The sequence below is a fragment of the Bifidobacterium sp. ESL0798 genome, from assembly GCF_029395415.1.
GTDB lineage: Bacteria > Actinomycetota > Actinomycetes > Actinomycetales > Bifidobacteriaceae > Bifidobacterium.
The window spans coordinates 1739814-1763112 of record NZ_CP113914.1 but is presented as its reverse complement, the minus strand read 5'-3'; the positions used below and the strand labels follow the sequence as shown (position 1 = coordinate 1763112).

Genomic DNA, 23299 nt, shown 5'->3' with positions numbered 1-23299 from the left:
CTTGGTCCTCTGTCTTTGCGGATTTCACCGGTATCTCGATCCGCGAGACGTGTTCCTCGAAATGGTCTGATTCATACGAACCGATCAGACACATCTCAATCGGATCGCCACATATCCGATAGCCGCGTTTGGCGATTTCCAGTTTCATTTCGTCGTAGATTTTCGCGCATTCCAGGAATGGGCCTTTGAACGTTCGGCAGGCATAAAATCCCTTGGCGAGGATGTAAGGTATTTTGGGATTCTGCTCGCCGGTGTAAAGCATGATCGCCTTGGAGGGAAGCAGCCGTTTACTTTCTGCGTGGTGTCCACCAGATAGGTCGGTATGCTGCGTAACGTTTTCAGCCGCTCGTGTTTGTTGACGGCCATGTATTGGGCGAAGGCATAAGGGATGTCCTCGTAAAACAGAAGGTCGGTGGAGACCAGTTCGCAGGGGCGTGCATCAAGCGCCTCGATGGTCATCACGGAGGTCTGGGCGTCGGATATCGCGGTCAGGTCGTATTTGAGTTCCTGAACGATGTCCTGTTGCTGCCGGGTGAGCCTGTCGATCTGCTCCTGCAACGATCCGAGCTTGTTGTCCAGCAAAGCCAAAGTCGACTTGAAATCATGGTGTTTGAGGTATTCCTGTATATCCTCCAGATCCACGCCCATCGCGCGCAGCTCCATGATGACATTGAGCTTGAAGAAATCGGCTGAATCATAGACCCTGTAGGAATTGTAAGGGTTCCTTTTGGGCACCACGAGCCCAAGCTTTTCGTAGTAGTAGAGGGTGTCGATGCTGACACCGTAGGTTTCGGCGGTCTCTTTGATCGACTTGCCGCCGTTGATGAGATGTTTGACATGCATAAGCGATATCACCTTTGAAATCTCTGGGCTAGCACAAGGGTTGTTGGTTGTCATTTTAGTCCTTTATTGCATAAATAGATGCTTATTTATATAGATTAATCGTTATATATAGGTATATTTGTCGTATTTTTTGACATTTTTTCGTTTTGACTCCTGCATGACACGGGGGTATAGCCTGAAGCCGATTTTGGACAGCGCGGTGCGTCGCGCGTGCGTACACGGCACATGTCCTGCTTAGAGAAAGGAACGATAATGCCGAAAGTTACTACGAAAACCGGCGTGCTAACCGGTAAGGAGCTTGAAGGTGGAGTTGACGCCTATCTGGGCGTTCCCTATGCCAAGCCTGCAGTGGGGCCATTGCGTTGGCAATCGCCGCAGCCGCTGAACCCGAGCGATAGGGAAATCGACTGCACCGAATTTGGCAAGGTCCCGATGCAGAAGGTCGATCCGGTCATGGTCGACTCCCTGATGGAAATGAGCGAGGACTGCCTCAATCTGAACGTCTGGGTCAAGAATCCCGAAGGCAAGAAGGACCTGCCCGTGATGGTCTTCATCCACGGCGGCTCCTATATGGAAGGCGGCATCGCCGACCCCGAGATCAACGGCGCCCAGTTCGCACGTCGTGACGGCGTGATTCTGGTCAATATGAACTACCGTCTCAATGCGTTCGGCTTCCTCAACGTGGGTTCCCTGCCCGGCGGCGAACAGTTCCAGGATGCCAGCACCTGCGGCATTCAGGATCAGATCGCGGCGCTGAAATGGGTTCATGAGAACATCGCGGCCTTCGGCGGGGACCCGAGCAACGTGACGCTGTTCGGCGAATCCTGCGGAGGCGGTTCGGTGCTGCTGCTGTGTGTGGCGCCCAGTGCCAAAGGGCTGTTCAAGAAGGCCATCTGCGAATCCGGCCCGATTCAGCTCTACAACACGCCCGAAACCAGCGCCCCGTACGCCAAGGAGGTCATGGAACTGCTCGGTTGCAAGACTGCCCAGGAACTGGCCGCCGTGCCGGTGGGCATGGTCCAAGAGATTGTGTGCAACAAGTTCTTCTACAACCACGAGCATGATGTTTCGCTGCTCTACGCGCCGACCTGCGATGGCCGGGTGCTGCCGAAGAAGCCGCTGCAGGCGCTCAAGGATGGTGCCGCCAAGGACATCGAGCTGATGATCGGCACCAACGCCGACGAGTTCGCCTATTGGGGCCTCTATTGGGACCTCGCCACCCAGATGCCGGACTTCTGGCACCATCAGGCCGTCATCCACTTCGACGGCAAGCTCGACAACGACAAGTACGAGACCGCCTGGGCCAACGCCTATCCCGACCAGGATCCGGGCGAGCGCTATCTTGAGTACACCAACCAGATCGGATTCCGTGTCGGTACCGACCTCATCGCGCAATACCAGGCCAAGTACAACAAGGTCTATCACTATCTGTTCAAATACGAATCCAAGGTTCCCGGCATGCATTCCTGCCATGCGCTCGAGCTTCCGTTCGTCTTCGACAACCGTGACGTTCCGGGAGTCAACAAGGGTCTGACCGGCGAAGTGCCGCCACAAGGCCTCGCCGATCGCATGCAGGACGCATGGGCTTCCTTCGCCCGCACCGGCGACCCGAGCAATCCGTCGATTCCCGTCTGGAAGCCTTACGATGCCGAGAATCGCAACAGCATGGTCATGGATGAGAATTCGTGGGAATGCAAGAAGAACATCAACGACAAGAATGACGAGCTGCTGCGCTCCGCATTCGAAGAGTGCCTGCTCGAAAAGTAAGAGAAAAGAACAATCATGGAAAAGAAACAATCTCCCGCATACCGCTGGGTCATCCTGGTGGTCGTATGCCTGATCGGAGTACTGTCCAACTACATGCAGTATCAGATTTCGGCCATGGCCGTTTCGCTGACACCGCTGCTGAAAATCGACCCCGCCGGCTTCTCGACGCTGCTGATGATGCCTATGCTCACCGCGGTGTTCCTGAGCATCCCCATGGGCACGTTGGGTGACAAGCTCGGCCCGAAGCGTGTTGTCTTCTGGTGCCTGATCATCGCCGTCATCGGCGCGTTCCTGCGTACCGTCTTCCTGAACTTCCCGATGCAGGCCATCTCGATGTTCCTGCTGGGCGCCGGCATCGCCGCGCTCAACGCGAACCTCATCAAGATCCTGAGCGTCTGGTTCGGCGACAAGGCTCAGGTCGGCATGGGCTTCTTCTTCGGTTCCGCCGGCATCGGCGTGATCTTGGCCCAGATGGTCGCCCCGCGTATGAGCGTGTTCGTCTCCTACCTCACGGCCGCCATCATCCTGACGGTGTTCACGGTCATCTGGCTTGTGCTCATCAAGGACGTGCCTGACGGGGTTCAGCTCCCGCCGGCAACCGGTGAATCTCCGGTAAAGTACTTCGGTGTGGCCGCCAAGTCCCGTAACGTCTGGCTCATCGGTCTGTGCTACGGCTTCTCGATGGCTGCTTCCACCGCGTTCGCCGGTTTCATTCCGCAGACGCTGCGTACCATCGATCACTTCGACGTGACCACCGCCGGCCTCGTGGCTTCTGCAGCCGCACTTGGTTCGATTATCGGCTCCGTCATCGGCCCGCAGATCAGCTCCAGGCTTCGCACCTGGAAGTGGTACCTCGTGTTCACCATCGTGGTGGGCGCCGCGCTCATGGTCTTCTTCTGGGCCGTCGTTCTGGGCATGAAGGCCGCGCCGGCCATCCCGGTGCTCTTCATCATCATGATGATCTCCGGCACCTTCGGCGCCATGAACGGCCCGATTGTGCAGGCCATGCCGTATGCGCTTCCTGAGATCCGTGGCAAGTACGCCGGCAGCGCCGGTGGCCTGGTCACCGCCGTCGGCCTGCTTTGCGCCTTCCTCATCCCGGTCATCGTCTCCAAGCTGTGCGGTGCGAACCTGATCTTGAACCTCGCCATCGAAAGCGGCATCTTCCTGCTCTCCGCGGTGTTCGTCATCGCGATGCCGGAACTTGGCCCCGGCGGCAAGATCGCTCAGCAGATCGCTGCCAGCGAAGGTCGGCAGGCCTGAACTGATTCTCCCTTATCAGTCCGTTCACGGATATGAATCAATGTGTTCATGAACGAAAAAGGACCCATCGTTTGGATGGGTCCTTCTTTATTTGTGTGAACAGTAAGGTGACCGGTTCGGTTACGCTGCAGGCAATGCGTCCGAGCCGGGTGGATAGACTGGATATATACATCAAAAGTATCGAATTATGTGGTTGGCATCCGCCTTGATGATTTTGGCGTTTCGGCCTCGAAAACCGCGATTTCGATGCCGTGAGTGTCGCCGAAAAACATATTGGAAAGGGTTGATGGGCAGTGAGCAATATGGGTCGTAGCGTTCCGAGCCAGCGTCACCGGTCGCCGTATGGACGGCTTTTCGCCATTCCCGGTGCCAAGGCGTTCTGTATTTCCGGGGCGGTGGCCAGACTTCCGATTTCGATGATGAGCCTGGGAATCGTGCTTGCCCTGAACCACATGTACAACAACTGGACGATCGCCGGCACGATGAGTGCGGTCTACATCCTCGCCGTCGCCGTGGTCACGCCGTTCTATGCGAGGCTTTTCGACCGGTTCGGCCAACGCAAGGTGGGCTGGCCCGCGCTGGTCGTCTCCGTGCTGTTCATGCTGGTTTTCGCCTTTGCCGCTTGGGCCCGTGTCTCGATTCCCGTGCTGTTCGTGTTGGCCATCGCGATGGGCCTGACCCAGTTCGCGTTCGGCGCCTTGGTGCGTACCCGCTGGGCATATGCCTTGCGCGATCCGAAAGATGCCGATCTTTTGGATACCGCCTATGCGCTCGAGGCCGGCATCGACGAAATGGTGTTTATTTTAGGGCCTATTCTTGCGGCAGGCCTGGCGACTTCCGTGAGTCCGGTTTCCCAGCTGTTCGTGCCTACCATCGCCTGCGCGATCGGGGGAGCGGTCTTCTTCTCGTTGAAAGACACCCAGCCTCCCGTCATCGAAAGCGTGACGGTCGCCGCCGCGCCTGAGACGGATGCCGATGTCAAGGCGGCTTCGGCCAACCACGGTGGCGAACTCGGGCTGCGCCTCGACGAGGATGGGGTGAGTCTCAAGCAGCTGCATACCCACGCCCCGAAACCCAAGAGCGTGTTGCTCTACGGCGGTGTCATCCCGCTGCTGGTCGTGTTTGTGGTCTTCAACATGAGCTTCAACGAGTTCGATGTCTCGGTCACCGCGATGATGAAGGCCATCGGCCGCAGCCAGTTCCTGGGCGTGCAGCTGGCCATGTTCGCTGTCGGCTCCTGCATCGGCGCGTTCATCTTCGGTTCGCACAAGCCCAAGGGCTCCAACTGGAAGCATATGGTAGTCTATCTGGCACTGCTCACCTGTGGCTACGTGCTGTGCCGTCTTTCTATGGACAACCTCATCCTGCTGGGTGTTTTTTCGGTGCTTTCCGGCCTGTGTGTCTCACCGCTCTTCGCCACCGGCAATCTCATCATCAAGGACATCGTTCCTCCCGCCAGCCTGACCGAGGGGCTCTCCTGGGTCACCACCGCCGGCACCGTCGGCACGTCCTTCGGTTCCTCGCTGGCCGGCATGGTGCTTGATGTCTCCAGCCCGCATGTCGGTCTGCTCCTGCCGATTGCCACCACGTTCGCTGCCGTTCCTCTTGCTGTATTGGGCTGGTTCCTGGCACGCAAGCATAATTCATAATCGATAGAAATCATACGTAATAGAATCAAGTTCGCCCGGAATATGGCCGAAAGAGCAATATTCCAGTTTCCGGTATGCGGTTTCGGGGTACGATATTCATAGGATATTTCAAGACATCAAAACATGAAGGCAGGGATTAGCGATGATCAGAGTTTCAGTGGTCGGTGCGCAGGGACGCATGGGCGGCAGCGTGGTCGAGGCGGTCAACTTCGCAGATGATCTGCAAATCGTCAATCAGATCGGCGAGCATGACGATATCGCCGCCATCACGCCGGACAATACGGACGTGGCGGTGGAGTTCACCGTGCCGAACGCCTCGCTGGGCAATGTCCTGAAACTTGTGGCCCAGGGCGTCGACGTCGTGGTGGGCACCACCGGTTGGACCGATGAGAAGCTCGATCAGGTCAAGACCGCGCTCGCCAAAGCCCCGCGCCGCGATCAGGCCGTCTTCATCGCCCCGAACTTTGCCATTTCCGCGGTCCTGGCCGACAAGTTCGCCGCGCAGGCCGCCAAATACTTCACTTCCGCCGAGGTCATCGAACTGCATCACCCCGACAAGGTCGACGCCCCTTCCGGCACCGCCATCCACACCGCTCAAGCGATTGCCGACGCCCGCCAGCAGGCTGGTTGCGCCCCGATGCCCGACGGCACGCAGGGCGAGGCGGCTTCCCGTGGCCAGGTCATCGACGGCGTACACGTCCACGCGGTGCGTCTTCAGGGCCTCAATGCCCACGAGGAAGTGCTGCTGGGCAACACCGGAGAGCAGCTGGTCATCCGCGCCGACAGCTTCGACCGTGCCTCCTTCATGCCCGGCGTCCTGCTGGCGGTGCGCAATATCGCCTCCGGCTCCCATCCCGGCCTGACCGTCGGCCTCGACGCGTTCCTCGACCTTTAAGGTAGGGGCGTTAAGCGTCCCGCCCGCCAAGTAGCGTTAAAGCTATGAGTGAGTCTTCAATGCATCTACTTGATCCGGCGCCGTTTGGCCGTGTTATCCCCGCCATGGTGACGCCGATGCGCGATGATGGTTCCATCGATTTTCAGTCTTCCGCGACATTGGCCAAGCATTTGGTCGCCTCTGGTGCCGATGGCCTGTTGGTCAATGGCACGACCGGTGAATCCCCGGTCACCCACATGGATGAGAAGGTCAAGCTCGTTGAAGTGGTCAAGGAAGCCGTCGACGTGCCGGTGATTTCCGGCGCAGGTTCCAACGACACCGCCCATACGGTACGTATGGTCGAGCAGACGCAGGAGGCCGGCGCCGACGCGGTGCTGGTGGTCGCTCCTTATTATTCCCGTCCTTCGCAAGAGGGTATTTTCCGCCATTATCAGGCGGTCAACGAGTCGGCGGACAAGCCGATCATCGTTTACGACGTCCCCGGACGAACCGGTGTGCATCTTGAGCTTGAAACGTATCGTCGTCTCGCCGGGCTTGACCATATCAAGGCGGTCAAGGATGCCACGGGAGACATCGCAGGAGCCGTGCGCAAGCGTATGGAAACCGGTCTGACTTGGTATTCCGGTGATGACGCGCTCTTCCTGCCGTTCCTTTCCATCGGCGCCGTCGGTATTATTTCGGTAATTGCGCATGTCGCGTCGAACCCGATGCGTCAGCTTGCCGATGCTTTCGATCGTGGTGACATCCACGAAGCACAGCGTCTTGCCGTCCGTCTGGCTCCGCTGGTCGACGCCATCAACGGCACCGGATTCCAGGGTGTGCTTGCCAAGGCCGCGCTGCACGAGCGTGGATGGCTTGACGAGACCACGATGCGCCTGCCGAATGTCGGTCCGGGCCAGCCGGAATTTGAGCGCGCCCATCAGGGTATGGTCGCTGCCGGTATCCTGGATGCCTAGGTTTTAAGAAGGTTTTGACGATACAGCAAGGCAAAAGCATCACTCATTGCAGCGGGGGAGTCGACGGCGCGTAAGCGTTCGCGGGCTTTCGTCCGCTGTTTTTATACCTCGTCCACACACAGGTGCGGACACTAAGAAAACAGAAAACAGTTAAAGAATATGACAGAAACAAAAGAAAAAACTACCGCCACGCATCGCCGTGGCAGCGCCAACAAGGCACGCGCTCGCAAAAGCGAAGAAGTTGCCCAGAATTCCGAGAAGCGCACGAGTGCCAAGAGCGGTGAGAAACGCACAAGCAGCAAGCGTAGCGAATCCCGTAGCTCCTCCCGTTCGGGTGGACGTCGTTCGGGCGGCTCGAATTCTTCGCGGAACACCCGTGGCGGAAGCCGTTCGGGCAGCCGCCGTTCCAACCCGCGCTCTGTTTCGCGCACTCCCGGCACCTCGCCCAACCAGGACGCCGTGCTGATTGCTCCACCGAAGTACCGCAAGGGCTCCATGCGTATCGTCCCGCTCGGAGGCTTGGGCGAAATCGGCCGCAACATGAACGTGGTCGAATACAACGGCCATCTGCTGTTGGTTGATTGCGGCGTGCTCTTCCCCGACGAGGCGCAGCCCGGCGTCGACCTCATCCTCCCTGATTTCAGCTATATCAAGGACAGGCTCGACGACGTCGAGGCGCTCGTATTGACCCACGGCCACGAAGACCATATCGGCGGTGTGCCCTACCTGCTGAATCTGCGTCCGGACATCCCGCTGATCGGCTCGAAGCTCACGCTCGCCTTCGTCAAGGCCAAGTGCGAGGAACACCATCAGAACCCGCGCTGCGTCGAGGTCGATGGCCGCGACAAGCTCAAGGTCGGCCCGTTCAACCTCGAATTCGTCGCCGTCACCCACTCCATTCCGGATGCCTTGGCTGTGTGCATCAGCACGCCTGCCGGCACCGTCATCGACACCGGCGACTTCAAGCTCGACCAGCTGCCGATCGACCACCGCATCACCGACTTGGTGGAATTCGGCAAGCTCGGCGAGAAGGGCGTCGACCTGGTGATGGTCGATTCCACCAACGCCGAGGTACCCGGCTTTGTTCGCCCGGAAAGCACCATCGGCCCCGAGCTCGAGCGTGCCTTCAGCGAGGCCACCCGCAAGATCATCGTCGCCTCCTTCTCCAGCCATGTCCACCGTGTCCAGCAGGTCGTCGACGCCGCGCACAAGGTTGGCCGCAAGGTCGTCTTCGTCGGCCGTTCGATGGTACGCAACATGTCCATCGCCGCCGATCTCGGCTATCTGCATATTCCCGAAGGCACCGTGGTCGATCTGAAGCAGGCCAAGGACATCCAGGACAACAAGCTTGTCTATATGTGCACCGGTTCGCAGGGCGAGCCGATGGCCGCGCTCGGCCGCATCGCCGACGGCACCCACCGTGACATCACCATCAACGAGTTCGACACCGTGGTGATGGCCAGCTCCCTGATTCCCGGCAACGAGAACGAGGTCTATGGCATGATCAACAAGCTCGTGCAGAAAGGCGCGCGCGTGGTCAACCGCGACAACGCGAAGATCCACGTCTCCGGCCATTCCAACGAGGGCGAGCTCACCTACTTCTACAACATTTTGAAGCCCAAGTGCGTCATGCCGATCCACGGCGAGAACCGCCACCTGGTCGCCAACGGCCTCGTCGCCGTCAAGACCGGCGTCGATCCGAAGAACGTCGTGCTTGCCGAGGACGGCGATGTCGTCGATCTCTATCACGGCCAGGCCGCGGTCGTCGGATCCGTGCCATGCGCCTACGTCTACGTCGATGGAGACACCGTCGGCGAGCTGACCGACGAGGAGCTCGAGAAGCGCAAGATTCTCGGCACCGAAGGCTTCGTCTCCATCTTCGCCGTGGTCGACACCGACGCCAAGAACGTCATCTCGGGCCCGAAGGTCTACATGAACGCAATCCCCGATGACGAGAGCGATCTCGACAAGGTGCGTCGCCAGATCGTCGGCCAGCTCGAGGACGCGATGATGCAGGGCACCCACGACACCCACAAGCTCCAGCAGATCATGCGCCGCACCATCGGCGGCTGGGTCTCCCGTCAGCTTCATCGCAAGCCGATGATCGTCCCGGTCATCGCCGATGTCGCCCACGACGTCATCGACGGCACTCCGTCTGGCAGGTGAGGTCGGACTTAGAGGCGCTGGACACGATGAAATCGCGCGATGTGATTTCGGTCGGTGCCGATTACATGGCGTAAAGCCATGAATCTTGTGGATTTCCCCGGTAGGTTTCGCGCCTGCCGGGGAAATTGTTATATGGCTATGTGAACTTTTCCCGAACCTCTGCTATGCGTTCAGCGTTTGGGACTTCGTGAGGAATAGACTGTTGAATTTGGTATGAGGTTTAGCTCCGGCATCATATCGCTGAAGCTGAAATTAACTTGAAATTCGTCGTGAAGCGCAAACGGTGAAAGGTGCGTGCGGCAGCCGTCTGGAATCACCAAAACCACGAGGAATAACGTATGAAAAAGATATTTCCAGCCACCGCAATCGGTGCATTGGTGCTGCTGATTATTGGCACGTTCGCCGATTTGCGTATCGATCAGACGCTCTATATGCCCGGCAACGGTTTCTCGGCCTTCTTCGAACGTTTGGCACCCCTCATCGGCGCGACCGTCCTGATGGTCGGTGCGGCCCTGTTATTTTGGACCTATGCGTTCGTCAGGGAAAATCTGACAAAGCTGATACTTTCCGGTCTTGTCTACCTTGGTGTGACGCTTGTAGGGCTTGCGTTGTGCTACAAATATTGTCACATATTCGGTGTAGTTTACGGTGTCATTGTGGCTGTGCTCATTGCCTGCATCGTCTACAAGATACCCGACGAGCTAAAGCAGCGCTATCGTTGGGCCGGTATCGCCATCGTGGTGGTGTTCCTGTGCTCGATCGGTGTGCTGGAAGTCGCCAAGGTCATCTGGGGCCGTGTCCGTTTCCGCGCGATGCAAGGCGACCTCGACCTGTTCACGCCTTGGTATCATCCGAACGGCAAGCACTACCTCTCCGCCGTCACGGTGCGCGACAATATCAAGTCCTTCCCCTCCGGCCATTCGCAATTCGCCGGTGTGACCCTTTCGCTTTGCCTGCTTGCTTTGGTCAACCCGCGTTGGAAGAACAGGGAGAGTATGGTCTACGGCGTCGCCCTGGCCTATGCGCTTATCGTCATGTTCAGCCGCATGATGCAGGGCGCCCATTTCCTCTCCGACGTCACCGTCGGTTTCGCCCTGCCGATGTTCGCGCTCTGGCTGGCCCATCATCTGCTGCTCAAGCAGCTTGCGCAGCGCTATCCGCAAGAATACGAGCTCGTGTGATCCTATTGTTAAGTAATAAGTGAGGGCAGTAGCTACCGAAATCTCGGTGGTTGCCGTTTTGCTCTAAAACTTATGCGGATCGCCAACCGAAGCCAACGACCCGCACAAATCCGTTTATATCAATAGGACGGAATAATAGACCGCCCTACCGGTGAAGCCCAACGAGGCGAAGCTTTTAGTGACCCGGGCAAATGCCTCGAAGCGAACCGGCTTCAACCGATATTTTGAGCGTATCACGGTCCTCTTGAATCCACAACCTTTCTCAAGGTTTCTTGATTCCGATATAAAGAAATCTTGATTTTTCAATCATATTGCCGTTTTAATTTGCAATTCAAGTTGTTGTGTGTCACGTTGGTAATGCCGCACGTACGCGGCAGGTAATCCCCGAACCGGAGAGCTGAAACGTGCGTGCGACCGGTCGAGACCATAAGGCCGGCTGACGTTTATATCGAAGGAGGCCAATTATGGCATCCGTTAATAATAACAAGCCTGGGAACTCCGGGCTCTGCTGGCTCGTGGCAACGGTGTTGCTCACGATCGTGCGCAAGGTTGGTTCACTTGTGGCTGCGGCAATCCTGTTGATTTGTCTGCTGTATGCAATCAGCAGGATAGAGTAGTGCCAGTACCTCGCTATTCCAGCGGGTAGCGAGGCGGGTTGGCGGCGGAACAATCTGCCGCCTTTTTCATATTAACTGTTATTTCACCGCGGAAACGTAGACCTTGTGGCTGCGGGGGAATTCGCGCTTGAACGCCTGTTTGATGGCGTGCTTGCATTCGTGGGCGTCGTGCTTGTCCGAGGTGAAGGCCGTGCTTTCTTCGCGGTAACCCTGTTCGTGCAGGATCAGGCCGTTTTCGTCGTGTTCAAGGCACAGCGAACGGTCTTTTTTCGCGGTCCAGAAGCTGAGTTTTTTATATTCCGATTTTGCCGGCGTCGCGTTCTCCATCATGCTCAGCGCTTGTTTCACGGGAATCAGTCGCATAGTCCGGCCTCCTTCAGGTCGCGTTCGAGCATATGGGTGAATTCGTCCTTCTGCAGCACCGAGGAGATGAACAGCACGTTGACGTTTCCGTCGTTTTTCAGGTTCTTACTTGTCTCGCTGGTTCCTTGCTTGCTTGAGTTTTTACTATCGCACTCTTTGGAGTTGGTTTCGTTAAAGGTGCTGTTCTCTTCATTGGAAGGATGATTGCTGTTGCCATGGTTATCGTTTTCATTGACAATGAACGCGACGCGTGCGGAACCGGTGCGCTTGAGGTTGATGCGGCATTCGTAGACGCACTGCCCGCCGACCCGCGCCGACACCGCGCGCTTGACCTTCGACATCCCGGTTTCCAGCTGTAGTCCCAACGCTTTTTCGATGCAGGACTTGATGGTTTTCTCGTCGTCGCGATGCTTCTTGAAAAACTGCTTGCACCCGGAACGCTCATACGTAACATTCATTGTCTACACAACCCAACTTCTCTGGTTCTCCCCATGCCTTCAGCATATGGCAATCCTTGACCATTAAAAATAGTCTGTACCATTGAGGCAGCGATGCGTGCGATGGCCCTATTCGTATGAAAGTATTCTAGTTCTCTTAGACTTAGATTTATGGGTAAAGATGACGATACGAAAAGTACTGACAGAGTTGTTCCGGCTTTGAAATTGAATCCGTTGTATCCAAAATATGACGAAGACAGTCATCAGATTTATGTGGATCAACTTGATGACGCCCTTGGTGATTCTGAAATACGGAACATTGCTCTTTCCGGCCCTTATGGTTCCGGCAAAAGCAGCGTGCTTGGGCAATTCAGCGAGAAGCATCAGGGCGATGTAGTGCAAATATCGCTCGCTTCCCTTGCTGCTGGAGCATCTGGAACAGCCAGCCCGAATGTGGAGGGATCTGGAGAGGACTCTGACAAGAAGGATGGCAAGGCTAACAAAAAATCCGAAGATAGCGAACGTGCTGAATCCGATGGCCGTACAAGTCTGAAAACGAATCTTTTGCAAAAAGAAATTGTCAAGCAGCTGATTTATAGCGTGGATCCGGAAGACATCCCATTATCTCGTTTTCATAGGCCAAGCGCGGTAAATAGAAATAAAAAGAGCTGGATCTATAGTGGATTAGGCAGTATTGCTATTCTACTTCTTTTTATTGAATTCGGATGGTATCAGAAGCTGCTGCATTTGTTCCCTGAAGATTGGATTGCCCCCAAGGACGGGTATGCTTCGTTGGCGGTTAATTCTGCGGTTTTGTTAGGTCTTTTCACGTTTTTCGGCGTAGTTATAAAAATGCTGATTGAACATTATGCTGGGCGTTTCCATCTGGCTTCGGTTGCTTTTGGCGAAGCCTCTGCGTCGTTTGTAGACGATGATATGAATGATTCTTACTTTGATAAATATCTTGATGAAATTGTCTACTTTTTCGACGAGACCAAAAAAATACATAGTTATATTTGAAGATCTTGACAGATTCGATGAGCCGCAAATTTTTGATGATTTGCGTGAGCTGAATCTGGTTCTTAATAAAAACATTAATAAAAAAGAGCCGATTCGTTTTATTTATGCTATTAGGGACAGCGTGTTCCCAGACCAGGATTATCGCGATAATAAGAGGTTAGGGTCTTTCCCTCTTGCAAAATTTTTCGATCTCATTATTTCGGTCGTTCCGTTTGTTTCTCCTGAAAATGCCAGTCAGATAGCTTTGAAAGTTTTTACAGGTTTTCCTAAATTCATTGATAAGGTCGTTGGTTCCACCGCAAAATATATACCCGATAATCGGACTCTGCTTAATATAAGAAACGAATATGTTCTCTATGCTCGAGTATTTCAAGATGCGTATAGCAATATGCTTTCCAGCTCAAAGAATGACTCCGGACAGAATATGCAAAGAGAAGAAATCCGAGAACAGTTGACTGCTTCAGCAAAAGAGAATGACGATATTAGTTTTAACGAGTATGAGACTGGTCTCAAATATTCTCGATTGTTGGGCTTTCTGATATATAAGAACATTTTTCTTTCTGATATCGACGACCTGCAAGCCCATAAGAGCAAATTGGATTGTGTGTACTCGGCTTACCGGGAAATCGTAAAGGACAATTGTCAAAAACAACAGAACCAGATAAAGCTTCTTGAAGAAAAGCTCAGTGCTTATCAGGACTCTTCTCAAAAGGATTATGCTTATCGGCTTGCAAAAAACATGAAAGAAGTAATATCCAAAATAACGAAACAGTCGAATATCTCGCTTGATGTTTCATACAGTGTAGAGGGAAAGTCTAAATCTATTAGTGATTCGGGTCTTGAGGAAATTGATTTTTGGGAGGAGCTATATAAACTGTCGGCAGACACTCTACTTAATTTTTCTGTTAAGGGTGTTTCAAATATTGGGATTATGCTTACCCGTCAGCAGCTTGGCAAACTCATGGATTTGAATTTAAATATATCTCATTTCAATCAGGACGAATGCAAACGTTTGGAGAAACGGAGAAGCGAATTGTCGGAGAAGCGGCATGATTTGCTGACTGCTGATTTTGAATATGTGATCAAACATGATGAATACAAAACAACGATTAAGAATGCTCAACAAGGTGAAATCCATAATACTCAAGAAGTGTCACTGAGAGATATTGTCACCCAGGTTTCTGGTGGAAACTCAGACGGACTCATATATGCATTAATTTCTAATGGATGGCTAGCAGAAGACTATATCTTGTATTCGATGGTTCCTGATAATTTGGATGGTTCCGCAGTAAGGAATTTCTTTCATCATTATATTGATAGGAATATTCCTGCATACGATTTGTCTTTAGGCAACGAGTCTGCTGAAGAAATCGTAGAGCGAATAGGGGAAGATTCGACTTATTCCGCCGATGCGCTTTTCGAATCTCCGGTAATGCTCAACTATGATATTCTGAATTATCTGGCAGAATCGAAAACTTCTGACGATTTCCATTATTTTAGTCAACTGGTCAAGCAAATTTCGAAAATGCTTGATTGGCAGGATTATGCCTTTTTGGACGGCTATCTTGCAGCGGAAAAGCCGGAAAACGAGAGCCAGCATGAAATGGTTTTACAAGCTCTTGCCTATGAAGATAGCTTCATTCTTTTTTATATTTTTGATCGGGAAAAAGACAATGAGGAACTGAGACTCAAGTATATGAATGCTGCTCTTAGTAATCTCAAATTGGGAGATAATTATTTGGATGCCATTGGCGTATTGGAGAATGATGACACCTTTATTGATGAAGATCAGATAAGCGATGTCAGTGAGTATATTCAAGAGCATTTTGGCGATTTCGAATTTTTGACACAGGATTTACCTGAACGAGGTTTGATTGATCTTGATACCCTTGATGCTACAGACGTTGAGAACGAATCCGATTTCGGACTTTCTCATGACAATAAATATCGTATGAGGGCATTGGTCACGCTTTGGTTCCAGGGCGAGGATAACCTTTTAAAGCCGGTCGAGGATCTTTCGATTTTTTCTGAGTCGGTTCAGGATATGCTGATTGCCAATGATTTATATGAATATAATGAAAAGAATCTTCGTTATATAGCAACAAGTGATTCAAGCGGTTTGTTGCCGTCTTTGAACAGGATGAAAGGCTTCTTCAATAACTCTGACTATCATCAACAAATGAAGAAGCTTTTCTGTGCAAAAGACTATGACACCGATAGGTCTCGTCCTCAAGATATTTATGAACTGACGATAGAGCCAGAGAATTTTGAGAAGTATTTGGAATGGATCAGTTCTAATAAGCGTGATGCCTTTGAGAGTACCGGTGATGATAATGAATTGGCACAAATATTGGCAGATATAGCTTGGACTGGAGCAACATGGGAGACTCTGAGCAGAGCTCTTGAGCTTAGCTCGAAAGATATGGAAATTCAGAATGTTGCTGACTTTATTGATAATTGCCGCCGACGTTTAAAAGAGAATGAGTTGGGAGAGGAACAAAATAAATCAGAAGAAGAGAAATCGGAAGAAGAGGAAAATGAATTGAAAAACATTTTGCTTGCGTTATTCCGTTCAGAGAGGGCTTTCCCGAATGCTGCGAATATTCAATACTATTTTGAGACGCTGATAGCCGATGCTCCTTCCGAAGAGTCGAATCTGGCTGGTGACATTTTGTACCATTACTATATAGAGCGTTCCTCTGATAGGGGAGGTTCCCACCATAACCATGACTACCAACCCATTATGGCGAACAGACAGCAGGTGGAGGATATACTCTCCATTATTGAAAACAGTAATTTGTCAACTCGTGCTGAGTGCCATTTTCATAGCGGCCTATATAATCTTAAAGAGGAGCTTAGAAAACTTGTTATGTACCATAAGTTTATCCTATAGTAGTGGATGTTGTCTGAATCTTGATCCAGCTATTTGCCTATTGACTATCTCATGAAAGTCATCCATCATAATAAAATTATCCTAACAGTTTGAAATTAACTATGGATTGTAATATTTCATAGGGCTATTCATAGGTTGTATCTCAAAAGGAGCGAAATGCCAGGAGCGAATCTCACACGCGTCGAAGCCGAAGAACGTAAGTCAGTCATTACCGGACCGGTTAGCTATCATGTCGATCTCGATCTGACGCAGGGGTCGAAGAGCTTCCCGTCGGTTGCCGTCATCACGTTTGATGCGAAGGCAGGATCGTCCAGTTTTGCCGATCTCATCGCCGACGAGGTCAGCACTATCGAGCTCAACGGCGAAACGCTCGATCCGACGAAGTATTACGTCGATAATCGTATCGAACTTCCGGCTTTGAAGGAACACAACACCCTGAAGGTCGTTTCCTCCTGCCAGTATTCCACCACGGGCGAGGGCCTGCACCGCTCGGTTGACCCGGCTGACGGCAACGTCTATCTCTATTCCCAGTTCGAGGTGCCGGACGCCCGTCGCGTCTACGCCGTCTTCGACCAGCCCGACATCAAGGCAACCTTCGATTTCGAGGTAGCCGCCCCGGCTTCCTGGCTGGTCACCTCCAACATGCCGGTCAAATCCACGACCGATCTTGACGCGATGACCGCCGAGGGCACTCTGGGAACGCACCCCGCCGAGTCGACCAAGCGTTGGGTGTTCGAGACCACGCCGAAGATGAGCTCCTACCTCACGGCCATCTGCGCCGGCCCGTATGCCGAGTGGCACACGACCTACGCCAACGAGGACGGCCGCACCGTGCCGATGGCCCAGTACTGCCGCCAGTCGCTCAAGGACGATTTCGCTCGTGACGCCGACTACCTCTTCGACATCACCAAGAAGGGCTTCGCCTTCTATGCCAAGACCTGGGGCGTGCCCTACCCGTACGCCAAGTTCGACCAGATCTACGTGCCGGAATACAACGCGGGCGCCATGGAGAACATCGGCATGGTCACCATCCGCGATTCCTACGTCTTCGGCTCCAAGGTCACCGACGCGCTGGCCGAGCGCCGCGTGGTCACCGTCCTGCACGAGCTGGCGCACATGTGGTTCGGCGACCTGGTGACGATGAAGTGGTGGAACGATCTGTGGCTCAACGAATCCTTCGCCGAGTTCATGTCGAGTCTTTCGACCGCCGAGGCCACCGATTGGACGGATTCGTGGGCCACGTTCACCTCCGGCGAGAAGAGCTGGGCCCTGAACCAGGACCAGCTGCCGACCACCCACCCGATCACCGCGCCGATCAACGACCTGCACGACACCGAAGTCAACTTCGACGGTATCACCTACGCCAAGGGCGGTTCCGTCTTGAAGCAGCTGGTGGCCTACGTGGGCCGGGAGAAGTTCTTCAAGGGCATCAACAGCTACTTGAACAAGCACCAGTACGACAACGCCACGTTGAAGGACCTGCTGGTCGAGCTCGAGGCCGCTTCCGGACGTGATCTGAAGACCTGGAGCAAGCAGTGGCTCGAGGAATCCGGCATCAACACCATTGCGGCCGACGTCGAGGAGAACGGCGACGGCACCATCAAGTCGCTCACGCTGACGCAGACCGCGCCAGCCGAGCATCCCGTACTGCGCGCGCACCGCATGGCCATCGGCTTCTACAACCGTGACGCGGCGACCGGCAAGATTGTGCGCACTGACCGTATCGAGCTCGATGTCACCGGCGAGACCACTGTGGCCGCCGAGGCCGCAGGCAAGGCTCGCCCCGACTTCATCATGCTCAACGACGACGACCTGACCTACACCAAGCTGCGTTTTGACGCCAAATCCCGCGACTTCGCCGCCGAACATCTCTTCGAGTTCGACGATGCCCTGGCTCGTGCCGTGGTGTGGCTGGCTTTCTGGGACATGACCCGCGATGCCGAATTCCCGGCCGAACGCTTCCTTGACCTGAGCCTGAAGATGCTCTCCACCGAGCATGAATCCACCACCTTCCGTTATGCGTTGCGCTGCCTGAAGGTCACTGCCACGCAATATGTCGCTCCGGCACGTCGCGAGGCCGTCCGCCAGCACGTGGCCGAAGGTCTGTGGGACCTGGCCAATGTGGCCGAGGCCGGCAGCGACGAACAGTTCCAGCTGGTGAGCGCCTACTTGGACTACGGTGCGCAGGGCGATGCTCCGTTCATTTCCAACGTCAAGGGCCTGCTTTCCGGAACGCTGAAGCTCAAGGGCCTCGAGATTGACAACAACATGCGTTGGGCGCTCACCAAGGCGCTCGCCGCCGTGGGCGAGATGGACAACGAGGCAATTGACGCGGAACTGAAGCTGCGCGACACCACCGACAACCGCGAGTTTGCTTACGGCGCCAAGGCTTCCGTGCCGACTGCCGAGGCCAAGGCATGGGCCTGGGATGCCTCGATTCACGACCTGAACCTCACCAATTCGCAGCTCGCCGCGGCAGCCCTTGGCTTCTCGTCAAACCTCACCGGCAAACTGGCCGAACCATATACCGTAAAGTATTACGAAACCGTCGACTGGATTTGGGAAAACCGCACCTTCCACATGGCCGAAACGCTGCTGGAGGACCTGTATCCCTCCTATGCCGACCCGGCCGAGCTGGTGAACCTCGGCGACGAATGGTTGGAGTCCCATAAGGACGCCGCCCGCGCCCTGCGAAACATCGTCATCGGCAATGTCGAATCCTCTCGCCGCGCCCTGAAGGTAAGCGCCTACAACGCCAGCCTGAAATAAGTTTGGCGAACTTGACGATTCCGGGGATTTCAAAGGGTTCTGAGAGATCAAACCGGCATTAGATTTCTGCGTCGCTTGCAACCGATTGTTTCGGCTCCTGCAAGCGACGTTGTCTGTTCATGACGTTTTCACAGCTTCGTCAACCTTTGTGTGCTCGATTCGAGTAATAATCAGTGATTACGAAATGCGACGAAATCGGGCAGTGTTGGGTCTGGAGCGGCATACGTGAAATCTCTTGAGTAAGATGAGGCTCAGTAACATTTGTGCAAACGGAGGATGTGGCGGCATGCCTAATATGTTTGGAACCGATGGAGTTCGCGGACTGGCGAACAGGGATTTGACCGCAAGGCTGGCGCTCGACTTGGGCGATGCGGCAGTGCGTGTGCTTGGCGATTCGTCCGGAACCGAGGAGGAGCACAAGGAGGGTCGTCGCCGTGCGTTGATCGGCCGTGATACCCGTGTTTCCGGCGATTTCCTTGCTTCTGCGCTCGCGGCGGGCATGAGCGCGGGCGGGTTCGACGTCATCGATGCCGGCATTATCCCGACTCCCGGCGTGGCCTATCTGACCAGCGAGCTCAACGTCGAAATGGGTGCTGTCATTTCCGCCTCGCACAACCCGATGCCGGACAATGGCATCAAATTCTTCGCCCGCGGCGGCTTCAAGCTTCCGGACAAGAAGGAAGACGAAATCGAAGCGGTGCTTGGCAAGGATTGGGATCGTCCGACCGGTGCCGGCGTAGGCCGCGTAAGCCACGACATCAATACCGCCACCAATATGTATATCGACCATCTGGTTTCGGCCATCGCCCCGATCGCGCCCGACAAGACCCAGCCCAAGCCGCTCAGGGGCCTGAAGATCGTGGCCGATTGCGCCAATGGCGCCACTTCCGTGGTCGCGCCTGAAGCGTTGCGCCGCGCCGGCGCCGAGGTGCTGGTCATCAACGCTTCACCTGACGGCTACAACATCAACAAGAAGGCCGGTTCCACCCACCCCGAGCAGCTGCAGGCGATGGTCAAGGCCTCCGGCGCCGCGATGGGCGTGGCCTTTGACGGTGACGCGGACCGCTGCCTGGCTGTGGACGAAGACGGCAACATGGTCAACGGCGATCAGGAAATGGGCATCCTCGCGCGTGCCAAGAAGCGCGAAGGCAAGCTTAACCACAATACGCTGGTGGTCACGGTGATGAGCAACCTCGGTCTCAAGCTGGCGCTGAAAGACATGGGCATCTCGACGGTGCAGACCAACGTCGGTGACCGCTATGTGCTCGAGGAAATGCTCAAAGGCGATTATTCCATCGGCGGCGAGCAGTCCGGCCATGTGATCAACCGTGAGTTCGCCACCACCGGCGACGGCACGCTGACCGCGCTCACCCTGTGCAACGAGGTCGTCAAGTCCGGCAAGTCCTTGAAGGAACTCGCCGCCGACTTCCCGCAGCTGCCGCAGCAGCTGATCAACGTTCCCAAGGTCGACAAGAAGGCCGCACCCACCAACGCCAAGGTGCAGGACGCCGTGGCGCGCGAGGAGAAACTGCTTGGCAATACCGGCCGCGTGCTGCTGCGCCCCAGCGGCACCGAGCCGTTGGTCCGTGTGATGGTCGAGGCCGAAACCCAGCAGCAGGCCGATGAGGTCTGCCAGCGTTTGGCCGCCGTGGTCGCACAGGAGTTGGCAATCTGATGTTCTCCCATAATTCGAAAGTCGATATCGAACTCAACCGTGCCGTCGAGCAGCTCATCAAAACCGGCGGCAAGGAGAAGATTCTTCCCATCGTGCAGATGGGGGAGCCGGTGCTGCGCCAGAATGCCGCAGAGTATGACGGCCAGCTGAGTAAACGTACGTTGTCCAAGCTCATCGAGGCCATGCATGTCACGATGCTCGAGGCACCCGGCGTTGGACTGGCAGCCCCGCAGATCGGTCTTGGACTGCGTATTGCCGTGGTGGAAGACCATGTGCGTGCCGGCGGCAGGGGAGTCGATGACAATCCTGAAGGCCACGTCGGCAGCGAAGACGGTCAGAAAAATGACGATGAGAGCGTCATCGACGATACGAACGATCCGCGCGAAATCGCCGAATTCCCGTTCCGTGCCATTATCAATCCGACATACGAACCCATCGGTACGCAGCAACGCAGCTTCTACGAAGGCTGCCTGAGCTTCTCGGGCTATCAAGCCGTTCGTCGGCGTTGGCTCGACATCATTGCTCGTTGGCAGGATGAGAACGGCAACAAGCACGAGGAACGACTGCACGGTTGGCCCGCACGCATTTTCCAGCATGAAACCGATCATCTGAGTGGAGAGGTCTATATCGACCGGGCCGAGATTCGCTCCCTGGCCACCGATGAGAACCTCGAGGATTATTGGTGTGAAGATCCGGTGCCCACTGCTGCCGCCAAAGAGCTGGGCTTCAAACTCGTCTGAAATCACGAAAGGATCAACCGTTCGTCTGACCAGCGAAGCCGGAAGCGCGGTTGATCTACTTCGTTCCGTTCGCTTGCTGGCAGATGAACATTGCGTTGGACCAGGTCTGCGCATGGCATTTGGCCATGATATGGCTGCGATGGGAATAAATCGTATTGACGGAAATGCCGAGTTGCTTCGCGATTTGGTTGGGCTTCAGTCCCTTTCTCGTGAACCTGATGACGCACAATTCCATAGGTGTCAGAGGCACTGCAGGAAGACTGATTCGGTTGACGGCCTCCATTCGGTGCCTGTCTGCTGCTAAATCATGGTTGACGGGCTTCGACCTGCCGAGGTTCCTATTATGTTTTGCCCGATTGGCGTCGCTTAACGAGATTTCACTTCGTTGTGAACGTTTCCTTTTCCGAGACGTCGGAATGCCGTTTTGTCTGTGTGGCGTAAAGGCCGTTGTATTCCTTTCTTTACTTGGAATGCGGGATCCGTGCAATGGTTTGTCTGAGCGTTTTGTTGCGCCTTGACAATACGGTTTCTCATATGAATAGGGCAGTTGGCTGTGGGTTTCTTTGTTTTGGCCGTTAGAAGGCGGGCTAGATTGCTCGTCGTGTACCGCGGATAGATGGCGAGGCCTTTTCCGGCGGTAAATGGCTTCGACGATTTTCGGCAGTTTTCTGCTCAGGCTGACTTTGCTCACAATATAATGCAGCTGCAACGATTTAGCCATCGATTGAGGGTAGTTCTCGAAGTGGGAGGTGATCCCGATGATGATGGTGTCGGGACGCAATTGCCTTATTTCATTGGCAATATTGCGGTTGCTCTTGTCCAATAGAGACAGCTCCAGAAAAACAGCATCAGCCGGATGGGGGTCGTGCGCGCACTTTTCCAAGCCAGCATCGAGTTTGATGGTGCCCCATACCCGCAGATGGAATCCGTCGTAGTTTTGCAGACGATTCAGAAGTTCTGTTTCATAGCGCAAGGCCAATAGGTCATCCTCGATGATGACTATGCTCAGTTCGCGTCTTTGCGGTCGTTTATTGCTTCCCATATTTCAATATTAGACAAAGTACTACTGATATCATAATTATTGAGCAAAATTCAAGATTTCTTGATTTTCCGCCACTTGACTTGACTTTTGCGAATATCGTGCAAGTCAAGGTTTTACCCGTTAGCCAATCGCCTTGCGCGCTGGTAGGAAATGCCTAGAGCCTGGCCGATTTGACGCATCGTCAATCCGACTTGTCGCAATCCTTTTGCTGCCTTGCGAGATTCTTGCGCTGCCAGAGTGTTCGCTTCTTTCGACTGCTCCCGATAGCGTTTCATGGCTTCTAGATGGGCTTCGACTTCTTCGGGGAACTTCATCTCCTGCTTGATGGCGAAATTCCTGTCTCCGGTCATAATCTCGATAAGGTCGCGTGCCATCGTGTCCACTTCGCTCAAAGTTCGAGCTTGTGTCGCCCCTACTCCGGGAATGGTAAGAAACCAGTATTTTTCATCGGCCTCGACTATAACCGGATAGCTTTCTTTATGAACTGTTTTATTGCCATATGCGTCATAGCCTGCTTTGAGTTTCTTGGGCCTCATTTTGTATCCTTTCTTTTCAAAGCGAGTGCGACTTCTTTCTTAATCATTTCCGCCTGATGTTTTGCTATTTCCTTATGTCGAGGAATGGGGATTACTCGATCGTTGAGATAAAAAATTTCGTGATTCCCTCCTTGGCGCCGGTGATAGAACTTCACTCCTTTTGCTTTGGCTTCCTTGCGTATCTCTTTGACGAGCAGCTTTCGTTGAACCATATTGTAAATCCCTCACTAGACTAAAAGCGCAATCCTTCACTAGACAAAAACGATATTGTTTCTTGCTTTCCCTGTCCTTGCTAGCTTAGGGAATCTTCAACGTTTACCGGGGCAAAAACGACCACTGTGGTCGGATGCTACGGGTTATCCACATTTCGGGTGTGTCGCGCGCAAGTTATCAACAGCTCAGCCGTATCTCGCTCGTGTTGTCCATATGGATTTTGAATAGGCGGGGACTCCATGTCTCGTTTCAATGTCGACTTATGGGTTGAGGC

Annotated in this window: 19 protein-coding genes; 13 read left to right on the top strand and 6 right to left on the bottom strand. The window is 54.3% G+C overall.

Annotated elements, in window-relative coordinates; translation table 11 throughout:
• Positions 1-144: 144 nt before the first annotated feature.
• On the bottom strand, positions 145-843 hold the full coding sequence (locus OZX74_RS07360) for a MerR family transcriptional regulator (protein ID WP_277156286.1): 699 nt from the start codon (positions 841-843) through the stop codon (positions 145-147).
• A 252-nt stretch (positions 844-1095) separates the two neighbouring features.
• Here OZX74_RS07360 and OZX74_RS07355 point away from each other — a divergent pair, with 252 nt between their 5' ends.
• From OZX74_RS07355 to OZX74_RS07320, 8 genes are all read left to right on the top strand, one after another.
• Complete coding sequence (locus OZX74_RS07355; RefSeq protein WP_277156285.1) at positions 1096-2610, top strand: carboxylesterase family protein; 1515 nt, start codon at positions 1096-1098, stop codon at positions 2608-2610.
• 15 nt (positions 2611-2625) lie between these two features.
• The gene (locus tag OZX74_RS07350) at positions 2626-3873 is read left to right on the top strand and encodes an MFS transporter (RefSeq protein ID WP_277156284.1); all 1248 of its coding nucleotides are present in this window, start codon (positions 2626-2628) and stop codon (positions 3871-3873) included.
• Between the two features lie 302 nt (positions 3874-4175).
• Complete coding sequence (locus OZX74_RS07345) at positions 4176-5522, top strand: MFS transporter (protein WP_277157462.1); 1347 nt, start codon at positions 4176-4178, stop codon at positions 5520-5522.
• A 142-nt stretch (positions 5523-5664) separates the two neighbouring features.
• Positions 5665-6417, top strand: coding sequence for a 4-hydroxy-tetrahydrodipicolinate reductase (dapB, locus tag OZX74_RS07340; protein WP_277156283.1), 753 nt, complete (start codon positions 5665-5667; stop codon positions 6415-6417).
• Between the two features lie 44 nt (positions 6418-6461).
• Positions 6462-7373: a 4-hydroxy-tetrahydrodipicolinate synthase gene (dapA, locus tag OZX74_RS07335; RefSeq protein WP_277156282.1), complete on the top strand. Its 912-nt coding sequence runs from the start codon at positions 6462-6464 to the stop codon at positions 7371-7373.
• A 159-nt stretch (positions 7374-7532) separates the two neighbouring features.
• On the top strand, positions 7533-9539 hold the full coding sequence (locus tag OZX74_RS07330; protein WP_277156281.1) for a ribonuclease J: 2007 nt from the start codon (positions 7533-7535) through the stop codon (positions 9537-9539).
• Positions 9540-9877: 338 nt separating this feature from the next.
• Positions 9878-10720 carry a phosphatase PAP2 family protein gene (locus OZX74_RS07325; RefSeq protein WP_277156280.1) on the top strand — a complete coding sequence of 281 codons (843 nt, stop codon included), beginning with the start codon at positions 9878-9880 and terminating at the stop codon, positions 10718-10720.
• Positions 10721-11184: 464 nt separating this feature from the next.
• Complete coding sequence (locus OZX74_RS07320; RefSeq protein WP_277156279.1) at positions 11185-11337, top strand: hypothetical protein; 153 nt, start codon at positions 11185-11187, stop codon at positions 11335-11337.
• A 78-nt stretch (positions 11338-11415) separates the two neighbouring features.
• On the opposite strand, the gene OZX74_RS07315 is transcribed toward OZX74_RS07320, so the two are convergent.
• Both OZX74_RS07315 and OZX74_RS07310 read right to left on the bottom strand, forming a co-directional pair.
• Positions 11416-11700, bottom strand: a complete 285-nt coding sequence (locus OZX74_RS07315) for a hypothetical protein (RefSeq protein ID WP_277156278.1) — start codon at positions 11698-11700, stop codon at positions 11416-11418.
• Positions 11691-12158 (bottom strand): hypothetical protein, encoded by a 468-nt coding sequence (locus OZX74_RS07310; RefSeq protein WP_277156277.1) that lies wholly within the window; start codon positions 12156-12158, stop codon positions 11691-11693. The genes OZX74_RS07315 and OZX74_RS07310 overlap by 10 nt, the downstream gene beginning before the upstream one ends.
• Positions 12159-12308: 150 nt before the next feature.
• Between OZX74_RS07310 and OZX74_RS07305 the strand changes: the two genes are divergently transcribed.
• From OZX74_RS07305 to OZX74_RS07285, 5 genes are all read left to right on the top strand, one after another.
• The gene (locus OZX74_RS07305) at positions 12309-13157 is read left to right on the top strand and encodes a hypothetical protein (protein WP_277156276.1); all 849 of its coding nucleotides are present in this window, start codon (positions 12309-12311) and stop codon (positions 13155-13157) included.
• The gene (locus tag OZX74_RS07300; RefSeq protein ID WP_277156275.1) at positions 13105-16050 is read left to right on the top strand and encodes a hypothetical protein; all 2946 of its coding nucleotides are present in this window, start codon (positions 13105-13107) and stop codon (positions 16048-16050) included. Before OZX74_RS07305 ends, OZX74_RS07300 begins: the two co-directional genes overlap by 53 nt.
• A gap of 156 nt (positions 16051-16206) precedes the next feature.
• Positions 16207-18819 carry an aminopeptidase N gene (gene pepN / locus OZX74_RS07295; protein WP_277156274.1) on the top strand — a complete coding sequence of 871 codons (2613 nt, stop codon included), beginning with the start codon at positions 16207-16209 and terminating at the stop codon, positions 18817-18819.
• A 286-nt stretch (positions 18820-19105) separates the two neighbouring features.
• Positions 19106-20494, top strand: a complete 1389-nt coding sequence (glmM, locus tag OZX74_RS07290; RefSeq protein ID WP_277156273.1) for a phosphoglucosamine mutase — start codon at positions 19106-19108, stop codon at positions 20492-20494.
• A complete protein-coding gene (locus OZX74_RS07285; protein WP_277156272.1) occupies positions 20494-21234 on the top strand; it encodes a peptide deformylase in 741 nt (246 codons plus the stop codon). The genes glmM and OZX74_RS07285 overlap by 1 nt, the downstream gene beginning before the upstream one ends.
• A 55-nt stretch (positions 21235-21289) precedes the next feature.
• Here the strand turns inward: OZX74_RS07285 and OZX74_RS07280 are convergent, their stop codons facing one another.
• The 3 genes from OZX74_RS07280 to OZX74_RS07270 all read right to left on the bottom strand — a co-directional run bounded on the left by OZX74_RS07280 (position 21290) and on the right by OZX74_RS07270 (position 23024).
• On the bottom strand, positions 21290-22276 hold the full coding sequence (locus tag OZX74_RS07280; RefSeq protein ID WP_277156271.1) for a LuxR C-terminal-related transcriptional regulator: 987 nt from the start codon (positions 22274-22276) through the stop codon (positions 21290-21292).
• A 113-nt stretch (positions 22277-22389) separates the two neighbouring features.
• Entirely contained in the window at positions 22390-22812 is a 423-nt protein-coding gene (locus OZX74_RS07275; RefSeq protein ID WP_277156269.1) for a hypothetical protein, read from the bottom strand.
• Complete coding sequence (locus OZX74_RS07270) at positions 22809-23024, bottom strand: type II toxin-antitoxin system HicA family toxin (RefSeq protein ID WP_277156268.1); 216 nt, start codon at positions 23022-23024, stop codon at positions 22809-22811. The genes OZX74_RS07275 and OZX74_RS07270 overlap by 4 nt, the downstream gene beginning before the upstream one ends.
• Between the last annotated feature and the right edge of the window lie 275 nt (positions 23025-23299).